Annotated in this window: 13 protein-coding genes; 1 reads left to right on the top strand and 12 read right to left on the bottom strand. The window is 62.4% G+C overall.

The window, feature by feature from the left end; translation table 11 throughout:
- Nucleotides 1–113: 113 nt before the first annotated feature.
- The 10 genes from pyc to HGP13_RS05865 form a co-directional block, all read right to left on the bottom strand.
- Nucleotides 114–3,572, bottom strand: a complete 3,459-nt coding sequence (pyc, locus tag HGP13_RS05910; RefSeq protein ID WP_172222704.1) for a pyruvate carboxylase — start codon at nt 3,570–3,572, stop codon at nt 114–116.
- A 300-nt stretch (nt 3,573–3,872) separates the two neighbouring features.
- Nucleotides 3,873–4,991 (bottom strand): branched-chain amino acid ABC transporter substrate-binding protein, encoded by a 1,119-nt coding sequence (locus HGP13_RS05905; protein WP_172222701.1) that lies wholly within the window; start codon nt 4,989–4,991, stop codon nt 3,873–3,875.
- 138 nt (nt 4,992–5,129) lie between these two features.
- Nucleotides 5,130–5,477, bottom strand: coding sequence for a DUF6867 family protein (locus HGP13_RS05900; protein WP_172222699.1), 348 nt, complete (start codon nt 5,475–5,477; stop codon nt 5,130–5,132).
- A gap of 112 nt (nt 5,478–5,589) precedes the next feature.
- Nucleotides 5,590–6,318 (bottom strand): ABC transporter ATP-binding protein, encoded by a 729-nt coding sequence (locus HGP13_RS05895; RefSeq protein ID WP_172222696.1) that lies wholly within the window; start codon nt 6,316–6,318, stop codon nt 5,590–5,592.
- Complete coding sequence (locus tag HGP13_RS05890; RefSeq protein ID WP_246707296.1) at nt 6,318–7,916, bottom strand: ABC transporter ATP-binding protein; 1,599 nt, start codon at nt 7,914–7,916, stop codon at nt 6,318–6,320. The genes HGP13_RS05895 and HGP13_RS05890 overlap by 1 nt, the downstream gene beginning before the upstream one ends.
- Complete coding sequence (gene livM / locus HGP13_RS05885; protein WP_172222693.1) at nt 7,916–9,511, bottom strand: high-affinity branched-chain amino acid ABC transporter permease LivM; 1,596 nt, start codon at nt 9,509–9,511, stop codon at nt 7,916–7,918. Before livM ends, HGP13_RS05890 begins: the two co-directional genes overlap by 1 nt.
- 4 nt (nt 9,512–9,515) lie before the next feature.
- Entirely contained in the window at nt 9,516–10,418 is a 903-nt protein-coding gene (locus HGP13_RS05880; protein ID WP_172222691.1) for a branched-chain amino acid ABC transporter permease LivH, read from the bottom strand.
- 330 nt (nt 10,419–10,748) lie between these two features.
- Entirely contained in the window at nt 10,749–11,750 is a 1,002-nt protein-coding gene (locus HGP13_RS05875) for a 4-hydroxyproline epimerase (protein WP_172222688.1), read from the bottom strand.
- A gap of 33 nt (nt 11,751–11,783) precedes the next feature.
- Nucleotides 11,784–13,097 (bottom strand): FAD-binding oxidoreductase, encoded by a 1,314-nt coding sequence (locus HGP13_RS05870; protein WP_172222684.1) that lies wholly within the window; start codon nt 13,095–13,097, stop codon nt 11,784–11,786.
- A 14-nt stretch (nt 13,098–13,111) separates the two neighbouring features.
- Nucleotides 13,112–14,047 carry a dihydrodipicolinate synthase family protein gene (locus tag HGP13_RS05865; RefSeq protein WP_172222682.1) on the bottom strand — a complete coding sequence of 312 codons (936 nt, stop codon included), beginning with the start codon at nt 14,045–14,047 and terminating at the stop codon, nt 13,112–13,114.
- A 123-nt stretch (nt 14,048–14,170) separates the two neighbouring features.
- On the opposite strand from HGP13_RS05865, the gene HGP13_RS05860 reads away from it, so the two are divergent.
- Nucleotides 14,171–14,809, top strand: a complete 639-nt coding sequence (locus tag HGP13_RS05860; RefSeq protein WP_246707295.1) for a GntR family transcriptional regulator — start codon at nt 14,171–14,173, stop codon at nt 14,807–14,809.
- A gap of 111 nt (nt 14,810–14,920) precedes the next feature.
- On the opposite strand, the gene HGP13_RS05855 is transcribed toward HGP13_RS05860, so the two are convergent.
- Both HGP13_RS05855 and HGP13_RS05850 read right to left on the bottom strand, forming a co-directional pair.
- A complete protein-coding gene (locus tag HGP13_RS05855; RefSeq protein ID WP_172222677.1) occupies nt 14,921–15,337 on the bottom strand; it encodes a type II toxin-antitoxin system VapC family toxin in 417 nt (138 codons plus the stop codon).
- Nucleotides 15,334–15,726 carry a hypothetical protein gene (locus HGP13_RS05850; protein WP_172222674.1) on the bottom strand — a complete coding sequence of 131 codons (393 nt, stop codon included), beginning with the start codon at nt 15,724–15,726 and terminating at the stop codon, nt 15,334–15,336. Before HGP13_RS05850 ends, HGP13_RS05855 begins: the two co-directional genes overlap by 4 nt.
- Nucleotides 15,727–15,800 lie beyond the last annotated feature (74 nt).

Raw genomic sequence — 15,800 nt, 5'->3', positions numbered from 1 at the left:
CGGAGCGGAGCGTACTTAAAGTACGTGAGCACAGTTCTACTGCGACGCAGTAGAACGGGGAAGCGCAGGAAGCCGCTATTCGAAGGCCGGCATCACCTGAATATCGATATGCCCTAAGCGAAGGCGATCAGCAGGTCCTTGGCATCGATCTGGTCGCCGGCCTTGACCAGCACCTCGGCGACCGTACCGTCGCGCTCGGCATGCAGCGCCGTCTCCATCTTCATCGCTTCGATGGAGAGCAGCACGTCGCCGGCCTTCACCGCCTGGCCGGCGGCGACCGAAAGTGCCGAGACCACGCCTGGCATCGGTGCGCCGACATGCGCCTCGTTGCCGGGCTCTGCCTTGCGCCGCGCCTTGGCGGCGGAGGCGCCATGTGCCCGGTCCGGCACCTTCACGCGACGCGGCTGGCCGTTGAGCTCGAAGAACACGGTGACCATGCCCTTGTCGTCGACATCGCCGATCGCCAGGCAGCGCACGACCAGCGTCTTGCCCTTCTCGATATCGACAAAGATCTCGTCTTCCGACTTCATGCCGTAGAAATAGGTCGGCGTCGGCAGGACGCTGACCGGGCCGTAGGTCTCCTGCGCGCCGGCGAAGTCGGTAAACACCTTCGGATACATCAGCCACGAGGCGAATTCGTATTCCGAGAGCTTGCGCTCCAGCTTCTCCTCGATCTCCCTGCGGCTGGCCTTGAGATCGGCCGGCTTGAGCAGCGATCCGGGCCTGGCCGTGATCGGCTTGTCGCCCTTCAGCGCCTTCTTCTGCAGCGCCTCTGGCCACCCTCCCGGCGACTGGCCGAGATCGCCGCGCAGCATCGAGACGACCGAGTCCGGGAAGGCAATGTCCCTTGCCGGGTTCTCGACATCGGCGACGGTCAGGTCCTGGCTCACCATCATAAGCGCCATGTCGCCGACGACCTTGGACGACGGCGTCACCTTGACGATGTCGCCGAACATCAGATTGACGTCGTGATAGGTCTGCGCCACCTCGTGCCAGCGTGTCTCCAGCCCGAGCGAGCGCGCCTGCTCCTTGAGGTTGGTGAACTGTCCGCCCGGCATTTCGTGCAGGTAGACTTCCGAGGCCGGCCCTTTGAGATCGCTTTCGAAGGCGGCGTACTGGTTGCGCACCGCTTCCCAGTAGAACGAGATTTTGCGGATCCATTGCGGGTCGAGGCCGGGGTCGCGCTCGGTGCCCTTCAGCGCCTCGACGATCGAGCCCAGGCAAGGCTGCGAGGTGTTGCCGGAGAAGGCGTCCATCGCCGCGTCGATGGCGTCGACGCCGCTCTCCACCGCCGCCAGCACGGTCGCCGCCGACAAGCCCGACGTGTCGTGGGTGTGGAAATGGATCGGCAGGTCGGTCGCCTCGCGCAGCGCCTTGAACAGCACGCGCGCCGCTGCCGGCTTCAAAAGGCCGGCCATGTCCTTGACGGCGATGATGTGGGCGCCGGCGGCCTGCAGTTCGCCAGCCAGCCCGACATAATATTTCAAATCGTACTTGGCCCGCGCCGGATCGAGAATGTCGCCGGTGTAGCACATCGCCGCCTCACACAGCTTGCCCTCGGCGCCGACGGCGTCCATGGCGACGCGCATGTTCTCGACCCAGTTCAGGCAGTCGAAAACCCGGAACAGGTCGATGCCGCCGCTCGCCGCCTGCTTGACGAAATGCTGCACGACATTGTCTGGATAGTTGGTGTAGCCGACGCCGTTGGCGCCGCGCAGCAGCATCTGCAGCAACAGATTGGGGGCCGCCTCGCGCACCAGCGAAAGCCGCTCCCACGGATCCTCGGTGAGGAAGCGCATGGCGACGTCGAAGGTCGCGCCGCCCCAGCATTCCAGCGACAGAAGCTGCGGCAGGGCGCGCGCGTAGGTCCCCGCAATATTGGCAATGTCGTGCGTGCGCATGCGCGTGGCGAGCAACGATTGATGGCCGTCGCGCATCGTCGTGTCGGTGACCAGAACTTCCTTCTGCTCGCGCATCCAGCCGGCAAACTTTTCCGGCCCGAGCAAGTCGAGCTTCTGCTTGCTGCCGCCGGGCACATTGCCGTTGAGATAGGGCACGACGGGTGCGGCCGCATCGGCCTTCGGCGTCGGCCGGCCGCGCGTCTCGGGATGGCCGTTGACGCTGACATCGGCCAGATAGTTGATGAGTTTGGTCGCGCGGTCCTGCCGCTTGACCTGCTGGAACAGCTCCGGCGTCGTGTCGATGAACTTCGTCGTATAGGAATTGTCGGCGAAGCTCGGGTGGTTGATGATCGCTTCGAGGAAGGTGAGGTTGGTGGCAACGCCGCGGATGCGGAACTCGCGCAGCGCGCGGTTCATGCGGGCGATGGTCTCGGCCGGCGTCGGCGCCCACGCCGTCACCTTCTCCAACAGCGGATCGTAGAAGCGGGTGATGACCGCGCCGGAATAGGCCGTGCCGCCATCCAGCCGGATGCCGAAGCCGGTGGCGCCGCGATAGGCGGTGATGCGGCCGTAATCCGGAATGAAATTGTGCTCGGGATCCTCGGTGGTGATGCGGCACTGCAAGGCATGGCCGTTCAGCCTGATGTCCCGCTGCGCCGGCACACCCGATTCAGGCGTGCCGATGGCGAAGCCGTCGAGGATGTGGATCTGCGCCTTGACGATGTCGATGCCCGTCACTTGCTCGGTGACGGTGTGCTCGACCTGGATGCGCGGATTGACCTCGATGAAATAGAATTTTCCGCTGTCGGCATCCTGCAGGAATTCAACGGTGCCGGCGCCGATATAATTGGTTTCACGGGCAAGCTTCAGCGCATGGCCGCAAAGCTCCTCGCGCTGCGCCATTTCGAGATAGGGTGCGGGCGCCCGCTCGACGACTTTCTGGTTGCGGCGCTGGATCGAGCAGTCGCGCTCGAACAGATGCACGACATTGCCATGCGTGTCGCCAAGCACCTGCACCTCGACGTGGCGGGCGCGCTCGATCAGCTTTTCGAGATAGACCTCGTCCTTGCCGAAGGCGGCTTTCGCCTCGCGCTTGCCTTCCATGACTTCGCGGGCGAGATCGGCCTCGGCGCGGATGGCGCGCATGCCGCGCCCACCACCGCCCCACGAGGCCTTCAGCATGACCGGATAGCCAACCTCCTTGGCCAGTTTCTTGACCGCCTCCATGTCGTCCGGCAACGGATCGGTGGCGGGAATGACCGGCACGCCGACTTCGATGGCGAGGTTGCGCGCCGCAACCTTGTTGCCGAGGCGGCGCATCGTGTCCGGCTTCGGGCCGATGAAGGTGATGCCGGCTTGCGCACAGGCTTCGGCGAATTCGGGGCTTTCCGACAGAAGTCCGTAGCCCGGGTGGATGGCATCGGCGCCCGAAAGCCTGGCGACGCGGATCACTTCCTCGATCGACAGATAACTCTCGATCGGTCCCATGTCCTTGCTGAGATGCGGACCGCGCCCGACCTGGTAGCTCTCGTCGGCCTTGAAGCGGTGCAACGAATATTTGTCTTCCTCGGCCCAGATCGCCACGGTTTTGAGGCCCAACTCGTTGGCCGCGCGAAAGACGCGGATGGCGATTTCTGACCGATTGGCGACGAGGATCTTCGTGATGGCCAAGGACTGGGCTCCAGCAGCGGAAGGAACGGGAAATCGGAGCAATGATTAGCGTGAAAATGCTGCAGTGCAAACAAATTTGACAGATGATTCAATCGATTTAAATCGAATCTTTGCGACAAAGCCGGTCGCATTCATTCGAACACGCAAAAAACTGCCGGTGCTGCTGTTCAAGGCTTGATCATTTTTCGGCTAAGCTGCACGTCGTTCCGCCAATCTGGCGCGCTTTGGGCGACATGCATTGAAACGAAAAATGCCCGGCGCGAAGCGCCGGGCATTTCATATTGATCGAAGTCGACAGGCTTACATCTTCTGGATGTAGGTGTACTTGCCGTCGGCGCCCTTCTTCCATTCGTAGATGACGTAGCCGGGCAGCGTCGGGTCGCCCTTGGCGTCATAGGACAGGTCGCCGAGCACGGTCTTGAACGGGCCGTTTGCATGCAGCGCCTTGGCAACTGCCTGCGGATCGTTCGACTTGGCAGCAGTTGCTGCTTCCGCGATCGCCTGCACGGCAGCGTAGGCGTAGAGCGTATAGGCCTCCGGCTCGAAGCCCTGCGCACGGAACTTCTCGACGAGTTCCTTGTTGGCGGGGATCAGGCGCGGATCCGGGCCAAATGTGTTGAGCGTGCCCGCAACCGCGTCGCCCGCGATCGAAGCCAGTTCGTTCGACACGATGCCGTCGCCGGAGACCAGCGTCGCCTTGAGGCCCTGGTCAGCCGCCTGGCGGATGATCAGGCCGGCTTCGGTGTGCAGACCGCCCCAATAGATGATGGTAACGCCGGCTTCCTTCATCTTGGCGATCAGCGCCGAGAAGTCCTTGTCGCCGACATTGATGCCTTCATACATGACTTCCGTCAGGCCCTTGGCATTCATCGCCTTCTTGGTTTCGTCGGCAAGACCCTGACCGTAGGTGGTCTTGTCGTGAACAACGGCGATCTTGGCATCCTTGAAGTTCGCGGCGAGATAAGCGCCGGCAATGCTGCCCTGCTGGTCGTCGCGTCCGCAGGTGCGGAACACGTTCCACAGGCCGCGCTCGGTGAACTGCGGATTGGTGGCAGCCGGCGTCACTTCGACGATGTTGTTTTCAGCGTAGACTTCCGAGGCCGGGATCGAGACGCCCGAGTTGAAGTGGCCGACCACGAACTTGACGCCGTCGCCGACGAACTTGTTGGCGACCGAGATGCCCTGCTTCGGATCGGAGACGTCGTCGCCGATTTCGAGCTTGATCTGCTCGCCGTTGATGCCGCCCTTGGCATTGATGTCGGCGACAGCCGCTTCCGCACCCTTCTGAAGCTGTGCGCCGAAAGCTGCGTTCGGACCGGTGATCGGGCCGGCGACGCCGACCATGACGTCAGCCCACGCGGCGCCGCCGAACGCGACGAGCGCGCCTACGGCGACAGCGGACAACAATAATTTTCTCATGTAAAACGCTCCCATTAACGGAGTGGGCGTGGATGAAGCTTTCATGCGATGCCCACCCTTATCGCAGAAGGCATAGTTTGCCGATTTTCAGGCCCTTGTCACGCCGATTCATCCCCGAAGCGGCGTTAATGATGAACGTCAACCTTTCGGTTTCCAGCTCAAGACTGAAGCTCTTTCGTAGAGCCAATTATACTGCGTCACCATCTGGTTTGTTCGTGTGTATTGATAGCCGACGAAGCCCAGTATCATCAGCACGATGGTGTCGACGATATAGTAGTGCAGCGAGAACATCGTGCCGCCGAACAGCGCGTGATGAATGAACCGGATGCCGATGCCGAGGCCCAGCAGATAGGCGAACAGCTGCGGAAAGCTGCGCCAGGTCTGGGCGCTGGCCTTGCCCGTCATCCAGGCCGCCCAACCGCCAAGCAGGCAGGTGACGAAGAAGAACTGCCAGATCGAGGGTTCCTCATAGAGAATGCCCTGCATGATGAAGTCTCCTTAGCATGATCCCGAAGAGTTGCAGACTTTTCGGACAAAGGTCATGCGACAAACAAACAATCTGGAGCCGAATACCGGATGCACACTTTCCGCTCCAAACTCAGTGGTGTCCGCCTTCGAGATAGGCGGCGCGCACTTCGGGATTGGCGAGCAGTTCCTTGCCGGTGCCGCTCATCGTCACATTGCCGTTGACCATGACATAGCCGCGCGTGGCGAGTTTCAACGCACCAAAGGCGTTCTGCTCGACCAGGAACACGGTCAGCCCCTGCGTGCGGTTCAACTCGCGGATGGCATCGAAGATCTGCTTGACGATCAGCGGCGCCAGACCCAGCGACGGCTCGTCGAGCAAAAGCAGCTTTGGCCGCGCCATCAGCGCGCGTCCGATCGACAGCATCTGCTGCTCGCCGCCCGACAGGGTGCCGCCGCGCTGGGCGATGCGCTCCTTGAGCCGCGGGAACAGCGTGAACACTTTCTCGACGTCCTCGTCATAGTGCTTGAGGTTGTCGAGGCTGGCGCCCATCTGCAGGTTTTCCATCACCGTCATGCGCGGGAAGATACGGCGACCTTCCGGCGACTGGGCGATGCGCATGCGGGCGATCTCGTGCGTCGGCATCTGGGTGATGTCGGTGCCGGCGAAGGTGATGCTTCCCGCGCGGGCGCGCGGCGCCCCGAAAATGGTCATCATCAGCGTCGACTTGCCGGCGCCGTTGGCGCCGATCAGCGCCACGATCTCACCCTCATTGACGGTGACGTCGACGCCGTTCAGCGCCCGGATGTTGCCGTAGTAAGTCTGGACGCCCTTGATATCGAGCAGCGTTGTCCCGGCCATCACTTGCCCCCTCCACGCTTGCCCGACACAGGCTTGGCCGTGCTGGCGGTCTTCGCGGAAGCGTGGCTGGTCGCCACCTTGCCGGCATCGACACGGCGCGCGAATTCCGTGTCCTTGCCCTGGCCGAGCAGCTTGGCCTGCTTGACCCACTCTTCACGCGCGATGCGTCCATCAAAGGCCAGGTAAGCTTCAGCAGCCTCGACATCGGCCTTTTTCCAGGCGCCGATCTGGTCGAAGTGGAAGATGCCGTGATCGTTGAGCTTCTTCTCGTTGACCGTACCGATGCCCTTGATGCGGGTCAGATTGTCGGCCTTGCCACCGCGGGGCGCCGCTAGCCTGTTGGAGATTTCCCCAGCCTTGCCCGCCGCAGTCTTAGCCATTGGAGCCTTAGCCACTGGAGCCTTGGCTGCCGGTTTGGCCGCAGCAGGCGCCGCAGTCGACTTCACCGTCGTCCCGGTTGCCGACTTTGACGCCGCTTTCGGCGCAGGCTTTGCTTTCGCCGCAGGAGCGGGCTTTGCAGCCGATGCCGCCGTCAGCGCGGCAGCCTTGTTTGCCTCGGCGAGCGACCTGGCATCGACCTGCTCCGCCTTTGAAGCGCCCTTCGCCACGGTAACGCGCTCTCCAGAACTGTGACCGACCGTGTCTGTTACCGGCCCGGCGAGATACGATGACGATGTCCCAGGCCCATGCGCGGAATCAGGCCCCGTATCAAGCTGTTCGATGACGTCCTCGTCGCCGACTTCGGTGAGGACCTGCTCGACCTCCTCGTCGTCAACGCCGAGATAGGCGGCGATGACGCGCGGATCGGTACGCACCGATTGCGGACTGCCGTCCGAAATCTTGCGGCCATATTCCAGCACCACGACATGGTCGGAGATCTGCATGACCACGGACATGTCATGCTCGATCAAGAGGATCGAGGTGCCTGATGTGTTCTTGATGTCGATCAGCAGTTCGTTGAGCGCCGCCGACTCCTTTGGATTGAGGCCGGCCGCCGGCTCGTCCAGGCACAGCAGCTCCGGACCCGTGCACATGGCACGTGCGATCTCGAGACGCCGCTGCGCGCCATAGGGCAAGTCACCGGCCGGATCGTCGGCACGGTCGACAAGGTCGGCCTTCTCCAGCCAGTGCCTGGCAAGCTCGACCGATTCGGCTGAGGCCTTGCGGTAACCGCTGAAGCCGAACAGGCCAAGGACCGTATAGCCCGACGCCTTCATCAGCTTGTTGTGCTGGGCAACCAAAAGGTTCTCCAGCAGCGTCATGCCCGAGAACAGGCGAATGTTCTGGAAGGTACGCGCCACCTTGGCGCGCGCCGGAATCTCATGGTTGGGCAGCCGTTCGAGCAGGAAGCTCGACCCGTCCGCCCGGTTGAGGGTGATCATGCCTTCCGACGGCTTGTAGAAACCGGTGATGCAATTGAACACGGTGGTCTTGCCGGCGCCGTTGGGGCCGATCAGCGCGGTGATCTCGCTGCGCCTGGCGGCGAAGGAAAGGTCGCCAATGGCGACCAGGCCGCCGAATTTCATCGACAGATGTTCGACCTGCAGGATGGCGTCGTTCATGCCCGGATTTGTCTTCTGCATCGGGTTCGCGTTCATCAGCCGTGGCCCTCCTTGGTGAAGGAACTGGAGACAGCCCTTCGCTCTTTGAGGAAGGCCGTCGGTTCACGACTGCCGACGAAGCCGCGCGGCTTCCACAGCATGACGATGACCATTGCCATGCCGAACAGCAGCATGCGGTAGAGCTCCGGGGTGAAGTCAGGCCCGAATATCTGCTTGAGGAAGTCGAGCTCGCGCAGCGCCTCGGTGCCGCCAATCATCACCATCGCGGCAACCGCGATGCCGACCAGCGAGCCCATGCCGCCGAGAACGACGATGGCCAGGATGATGGCCGATTCCAGGAAGACGAAGGATTCCGGGCTGACGAAGCCTTGCCGCGCGGCAAAGAAAGAGCCGGCGAAACCGCCGAACATGGCGCCGGTGGCAAAGGCGGTCAGCTTGGTGGTGGTGGTGTTGATGCCGAGCGAGCGGCAGGCGATCTCGTCCTCGCGCAGCGCTTCCCAGGCCCGGCCGACCGGCAGGCGGCGCAGCCGGATGGTGACGAAGGCGGTGAGCAGGCACAGGCCCAGGATCAGATAGTAGAGAAAAATCTTGTAGTAGGCGCCTGACTGGGCGATGCCGAGCACCTTGGCGATATAGTTCGGGTCCGACACGTTGAACGACATCAGGCCGAAGAAGCTGACCTTGGGAATGCCGGAAATGCCGGCCGATCCGTTGGTGACCTCGCGCCAGTTGATCAGCACCAGGCGGATGATCTCACCGAAAGCCAGCGTTACGATCGCCAGATAGTCGCCACGCAGGCGCAGCACCGGGAAGCCGAGCAGAACGCCCCACAGCGCCGCCATGGCACCGGCGGCCGGCAACAGGATCCAGAACGACAGGCCGAACTGCGTGGCGAGAAGCGCGTACGCGTAGGCGCCAAGCGCATAGAAGGCGACGTAGCCGAGATCGAGCAGGCCGGCGAGGCCGACGACGATGTTCAGGCCCCAGGCCAGCATCACATAGATCAGGATCTGGATGCCGAAATTATCGACCCATTTCAGCGAACCCTGCAGCCCGCCAGTAATGGACCAGGCGTTCAGCGACAGCACCGCGACCACGAGGATCGGGTAGAGCACCAGCGCCGTGATGCCCAATTTGGTGAAGTTGGCATGGATGAAGGCGCGGAAGTAGTAGATCACGCAAGCCAGCACGTAGATGATCGCCAGGGCGCGCAGGAATTGCAGGTAGCCGGCCGGTTCCGCGCCCACCCATCCGGCGAGCGAGCCGTTGAACACGAACAGCAGCACCGCTGCGACAACAGCGGCGATGAACCACGGCAACTGGAAGAACCGTGATGCCACGCTGGCCGGCAACAGGCCGGTGGCAACGTTGGTTATCTTCTGGCTGGCCATGAAGGGCTGGCCATAGGCGACATAGAGGAAGCGCCCGACGGCCGTGGCGATCACCACGGCGGCAAGCAGGCCCCAGCGCGTCGTCACGACCAGTTCGTTGGAAATGTTCTGACCGGTCTTCAGCCCGACGAACAGCACGAACAGGCCAAGCGAAATGGCGCCGGCATAGAACCCTTCCTTCAGGGCGCGTTGGGTAGGGGTGGCGACGACGTCGCGCTCGGGAGATACGGTGACGGCCATGATCTCAGACCTTTTCGACTTCTGGCCGGCCCAGAATGCCGGAAGGCAGGAAGATCAGCACGATGGCCAGGATCGAGAACGCCGCGACGTCCTTGTAGTCGATCGAGAAATAGGCCGACCACATGCTTTCGATGAAGCCGATCATCAGCCCGCCGAGCACCGCGCCCGGCAGCGACCCGATGCCGCCGAGCACCGCCGCGGTGAACGCTTTCACACCCGGCGTGAAGCCGTCGGAGAAGGCGATGACGCCGTAGTACATCAGGAACAGCGTGCCGGCGACGGCGGCTAGGGCAGCACCCATGATGAAGGTGATCGAGATGGTGCGGTCGACATCGATGCCGAGCAGCGCCGCCATCTTGCGATCCTGTTCGCAGGCGCGCTGGGCGCGGCCAAGCGAGGTCTTGTTGACCAGGTACCAGAACAGCGCCAGCAGCAGCGCGGTGACGACGACGATGATAATCTGCTTCAGCGACACGCTGATGCCGCCGATGTCGTAGACTTTCGACACCATCGGCGGGATCGGCTTGTTGCGCGGCCCTTGCGTCACCTGGACGAAGTTCGACAGCGCGATCGACATGCCGATGGCGGTGATCAGCGGCGCCAGCCGGAACGAGCCGCGCAGCGGCCGGTAGGCCACCTTCTCGATTGTCCAGTTGTAGAGGCTGGTGAGCAGCATCGCCACGATCATCATGACCAGCAGTGCTACGACCACGGGCACCGAATAGAACAGAGCGCCAAGGACGAGGAAGACGATCAGCGCCGTGAAGGCGCCCACCATGAAAATGTCGCCATGGGCGAAGTTGATCATGCCGATGATGCCGTAGACCATCGTGTAGCCGATCGCGATCAGCCCATAGATCGATCCCAGCGTCAGCCCGTTGATAAGCTGCTGGACAAAGTACTGCATGTGTACATGGCTCCCCTGGAATGTCGCCCATGCAGACGCATTCCTTTTCGTATTTCCCCTAGTCGTAAAGTTTCGAGCCCGGATTGCAACGTCATTTTTCAACCGTCATGCGTGTTTTGTCGACCGTCCGATTGCCCGTTTTCTCCCATCCGACCCCTGGACTATCGCGGACCCTATCATTGGCATAACGCAATGTCTTTGACGATTCAGCCGTATCATGCGCCCCGTTTCGAAGAAATCGCCGTCAAAATTCGGTGATAAGAAGATTCGTTGCGTTCCTGACACCGTTCATCTTTTCGTCACGTTGCTTTCCCCAGGGGCAGGATTCCCTCACTTGACCACAAAGCCATGCGCGAACGGATCGCGGTCGTCGATGAAGATCGTGTTCAGTCCGGTCATGCGCGCCCAGCCGCCGATCGAGGGAATGATCGCCGCCTTGCCCGCGACAGCGACCTCCTTTTCGACCTTGCCCTTGAACAGTGAACCGATGATCGATTCATGCACGAAGGCATCGCCGGCCTTGAGCTTGCCCTTGGCATGAAGCTGCGCCATACGCGCCGAGGTGCCGGTGCCGCACGGTGAACGGTCGATCGCCTTGTCGCCGTAGAAGACGGCATTGCGGGCGTCGGCCCCGTCCACCGTCGCCTTGCCGGTCCACAGCATATGCGACAGCCGGTTGATCCCAGGATTTTCCGGATGCACGAAAGTGTATTTCTCGTTCAGCCGCTGGCGCACCACCGGGCTCCAGGCGATGAGGTCGCCGGCCGAATGATCCGCCATGTCGCGATAATTCGCCTGCGGCTCGACGATGGCGTAGAAATTGCCGCCATACGCGACATCGACGGTGATCTCGCCGAGCCCGGGGCATTCGACCGTCAGACCCTCGGCATAAAGGAAGGACGGCACGTTGGTGATGCGCACCTCCTCGACATACTCGCCGACCTGTTTGTACTCGGCGATGACCAGGCCGGCCGGCGTGTCGAGCCTCAGCACACCTGGCGTCTTCGGCTTGATCAGCCCGTGTTCTATCGCCATCGTCACCGTGCCGATGGTGCCGTGCCCGCACATCGGCAGGCAGCCGGAGGTTTCGATGAACAGGATGGCGATGTCGCAATCCTCGCGCGTCGGCTGGTACAGGATCGAACCCGACATCACGTCATGGCCGCGCGGCTCGAACATCAGGCCGGTGCGGATCCAGTCATATTCGGCGAGGAAATGCGCGCGCCGTTCCATCATCGTCGAGCCCTCAAGCAGCGGGCCGCCGCCGGCGACCAGCCGCACCGGATTGCCGCAAGTGTGGCCGTCAATGCAGAAGAAGGATTTCTTGGCCATGTCGTTCCTCGAAAATTCAAAACCGCGATGAGCTCAAAAACGTTGTGGACTGAAAGGGGCCAGATCTAAAGGCAGAGTCTGCCCCAGGATGATTTCCCGGATCAACCGTCCCGTTGCTGCCGCCTGGGTCAGGCCGAGATGGCCGTGGCCGAAAGCATAGACCACCGGCCGGCTTCCCGAAGCCTTGCCGATGACAGGAACCGAATCCGGCAGCGAAGGCCTGAACCCCATCCATTCGCGCCCGCCCGAGGGATTGAGCCCCGGCAGGAATTTCTGTGCCTTCTGCAGAAGCGCCTTCGACCTGGCATAATTGGGCGGCCGCTCGATGCCGCCGAGTTCGACGGCACCGCCGACGCGCAGGCCCGTCTCCAGCGGCGTGATGACGAAGCCATGCCCGGAAAAGATAAGCTGCCGCTTCACGTCGAAGGCGCCCTTGGGCAAGGTCGTGTTGTAGCCGCGCTCGGTTTCCAGCGGAATGCGATCGCCAAGTTGCCGCGCCAAAAGGTGCGACCAGGCGCCGGCGGCGACGACGAGCTGCCTCGCATGCCTGGTCGTGCCATCGGCCAGCGTCAGTGTCGCGCCATCCTGGTCCGCAGCGACCCGGTCGATGCGGGCCATTTCAAAGCGGGCGCCTTTGGCTTCGGCGTAAGCCCACACCGCCTTGCCGAGCGGTTTTGGGTCGGCGACCGTCTTCCAGCCCGGCACGAAGGTGCCCTTGACGAAACGCGGTGACAGGCCTGGCTGCAAGCCCGCCAGATCCTTACCCTCGACATGGCGAAAGCCGATGCCGAAACGTTCGCGCGCCGCCCAACCGGACAGCCCAGCCTGAAACTCGGCCTCACTCTCGTAGAGTTCGAGCGAGCCATCCTCGCGCAGCATCGGCCGCGTACCGGAGCGATCGAGCAGGCCCATCCATTCCGCTTCAGCGAGCTTCATCATGCCGGCCTGGGCGGCGAGACTGGCCTCGTATTTTTCCGGCGCGCCGGCACGCCAGAAGCGGATCAGCCAGGGCAGCAGCTTCGGCAGGTAGGCCGGCGGAATGCTGAGCGGGCCAAGCGGATCGGCCAGCCATTTCGGCAGGTTCTTGATCATGCCCTTGTGCGCCAGCGGCAGCACGTCGGAGAAGGCGAAGGCAGCGGCATTGCCGGAACTCGTCTCCTCGCAGATGCCGGTGCGGTCGAAGATTGTCACGCTGCGCCCTGCCTCGGCAAGGAAGGCCGCCGCGCAGATGCCGATGATGCCACCGCCGACGATGGCGATGTCCTCGCCTTCCCCCCGCCAACGAGGAGAACATGCCCCAGTGGCGGAGCGTTGCTCCTGTTCCGGGGATTTGGAATTTCCTGGCACGTCGGTGCTGTCCCTTATTCGGCTGCCACCAGTCTGTCCGCCGATAGAGGAGACGTCTGGAGCGACGGCAGCTTCGGCCGCACCGCCAGCGCATCCCTTATGATCTTCTCCACCGCCTTGCGGCGTTCGCCCGACAGGGGCTGGCGCGGCATGCGCACGCGGTCATTGGTACCAATCGCAAGCACTTCGGCAAGCTTGATGTTCTGTACCAGATAGGTCGAGACATCGAGATCGAGCAGGGGGCGGAACCAGCGGTAGATGGCGAGTGCCTCCTGGCGGCGGCCCTGCTTCATCAGCTGGTAGATAGCGACAGTCTCGCGCGGGAACGCGGTGACCAGGCCGGCCACCCAGCCGATGGCGCCGATCGACAGCGCCTCGAAGGCGAGATTGTCGACACCGGTGAACAGATCGTAGCGGTCGCCCAGCCGGTTGATGATCTCGGTCGAACGCCTGATATCGTCGGAGGATTCCTTGATGGCGACGAAGCGCTTGTCCGATGCCAGCTCCTCCATCTGGTCGACGGTGACGTCAACACGGTAGGCGAGCCGGTTGGAGTAGATCATCACCGGCAGGTCGCCGGCCTCGGCGGCCGCGCGCAGCGCCGCGACCGTCTCCTCCGCGTTGGTGTGGTAGATCGGGCTCGGCACCACCATCAGGCCATTGGCGCCTTCCCTGGCGGCGCGCTTGGCGATGCTTGCGGCCTCGCGGGTGCCCGCCTCGTTGACCGTCAGCAGCACCGGCTTCTTGCCGGCGACTTTCTGCGCGGTCTTCAGCACTTCGATCTTCTCGTCAGCCGACAGCATCGGCCCTTCGCCGAGTGAGCCGCAGACGATGATGCCGTCGCAACCGGCCTCCATCTGCAGGCTGAAACAGCGCTCCATCTCGGCATGGTCGAGCTGGTCGTCGGCGGTGAATTTGGTCGTGACGGCGGGGAAAACTCCGGTCCACATGATCATCTCTCCATCTGATATATCAGCCGTATATCTGTTAGGAAACGCGCTGTCAATGCGGAATCCGTTATGATATATGCAAGATATATCAGGAGATCGCCTTTGATATCCACGGAAGCACCCATGACGTCCGAACCGGCGGCGGCCAAGGCTTACCGCGTGCTCGAGCATATGATCGTCACGCTGGAGCTGGCGCCGTCCAGCTTTGTCACCGAAGGAGCGCTCATCGAAAAGCTGGCGCTCGGCCGCACGCCGGTGCGCGAGGCGATCCAGCGGCTGGCCTGGGAAGGGCTGCTCGATGTGCGGCCACGCGCCGGCATCACGATCGCGCCGCTGCATCCCGGCGACTGGCTGCGTGTGCTCGATGCCCGGCGCGGCGTCGAAGTGGTGCTGGCCCGTTCGGCTGCCCGCTTCGTCACCCGCGAGGCCGCCGACCTGTTTCACGAGGCAGCGCTGGCCATGCAGAAAGCGGTCATCTCGGGCAATGTGCTTGCCTTCATCCAGGCCGACAAGGCGCTCGATGAGGCCTTGGCGATGGCCGCGGACAACCCCTTCGCGGCGCGGCTGGCCGCCCCCCTGCAAACCCACAGCCGCCGCTTCTGGTTTCGCTACAAGGCCGACACCGGCCTCGCCGAATCAGCCGAGCATCACGTCGCGCTGATCCGCTCGATCCTCGACGGCGACGAGGAGGCAGCCGCCAAGGACGCCAAGCGGCTGATGGCGCTGCTGCGCGGCCATGCCGAGACGGCGGCGACGCGGTAAAGCCGCGTCAGCTTTCGGTGGGTTCTTTTTGCGCCGCCCATTTCCACGGCGTCGAATACGTCATCGACGGCGGCACGATTGCAACCGTGTAAGCTTCATATTCTTCAGACTTCAGCAGCCGAGAGCGGCCACATGGCCTAGCCCTGCGTAATCAAGAATCGGCTTGTCGCGCGTGACGATCGTCAAGCCGAACTGGCGAGCCGTTGCTACGACAATCCGGTCGGCGGGATCACCGGGAGGATCTGCAGGAAGAAAAGAGGACTCGATCAGGATTCCGTGATGCAAACTCGCCAATGTGATTGCGGGATGATCCACGACTTTGGAAAACCACAGCGCTGGCGGCATGGTAAGAGCAATCTTGCTCTTACGAACCAGCATCCCGATTTCCCAGCCGGAAAACGGTGAAACATAGAGCTGGCCTGCTGTGGCTGCTTCCGAAATGGCAGTTCGCGAGGTCTCGGTAAGCGGTGACCTGTTGAACAACCAGATCACCGCACATGTATCAAGAAGCAACGGCATGGAGTTCATGCGTCACCGGCTTCGGCGTCCCACATTTCGCCAACCGGAGATGTCAGGGCATTTTCGTCATGAATGGTCACAGTGCCTGCGAGTGCACCCCACGGGTCAAGGGAAAGCGGGGCGGTTGGCGGAGTTATCGGCACAATTTGCGTTGACTCAGAAACACGAGCAAACGTTACGCTACGACGAACCAGGTCCAGGTTTTCGGTCTTCCATCCGGCATCGAGCCAGGACCTGCCTTGGCTATGGCTGACATCATTGGCCCACCAAGCCTGATGATCGTAGGCACTTCGCGGAAGAGACGCGCCCAGGATCTCTTCTATCTTCTCAAAATCCAGACTCAGCTCATCGAGCGCTTGCATCTGCAGGAAATCGGCGATGGGAGCATACTTTGTCACGAGTCGAACCCTTTCCCAATTTAGTATGTCCTTAGTATATACTATTTGTCGATGACATCAACCGGCATGAATGC

Origin of the sequence: Mesorhizobium sp. NZP2077 (assembly GCF_013170805.1) — a bacterium.
In the GTDB taxonomy this organism is placed as follows: domain Bacteria; phylum Pseudomonadota; class Alphaproteobacteria; order Rhizobiales; family Rhizobiaceae; genus Mesorhizobium.
The sequence above is the reverse complement of the archived record's forward strand: the minus strand, read 5'-3'. Positions and strand labels throughout refer to the sequence as shown.

Bases quoted from the DNA above. Each gene is read 5' to 3' on its own strand.
- HGP13_RS05905 (WP_172222701.1), bottom strand. From the start codon at position 4,991: ATGAGAAAATTATTGTTGTCCGCTGTCGCCGTAGGCGCGCTCGTCGCG.
- HGP13_RS05900 (WP_172222699.1), bottom strand. From the start codon at position 5,477: ATGCAGGGCATTCTCTATGAGGAACCCTCGATCTGGCAGTTCTTCTTC.
- HGP13_RS05895 (WP_172222696.1), bottom strand. From the start codon at position 6,318: ATGGCCGGGACAACGCTGCTCGATATCAAGGGCGTCCAGACTTACTAC.
- HGP13_RS05890 (WP_246707296.1), bottom strand. From the start codon at position 7,916: ATGAACGCGAACCCGATGCAGAAGACAAATCCGGGCATGAACGACGCC.
- livM (WP_172222693.1), bottom strand. From the start codon at position 9,511: ATGGCCGTCACCGTATCTCCCGAGCGCGACGTCGTCGCCACCCCTACC.
- HGP13_RS05880 (WP_172222691.1), bottom strand. From the start codon at position 10,418: ATGCAGTACTTTGTCCAGCAGCTTATCAACGGGCTGACGCTGGGATCG.
- HGP13_RS05875 (WP_172222688.1), bottom strand. From the start codon at position 11,750: ATGGCCAAGAAATCCTTCTTCTGCATTGACGGCCACACTTGCGGCAAT.
- HGP13_RS05865 (WP_172222682.1), bottom strand. From the start codon at position 14,047: ATGTGGACCGGAGTTTTCCCCGCCGTCACGACCAAATTCACCGCCGAC.
- HGP13_RS05860 (WP_246707295.1), top strand. From the start codon at position 14,171: ATGACGTCCGAACCGGCGGCGGCCAAGGCTTACCGCGTGCTCGAGCAT.
- HGP13_RS05855 (WP_172222677.1), bottom strand. From the start codon at position 15,337: ATGAACTCCATGCCGTTGCTTCTTGATACATGTGCGGTGATCTGGTTG.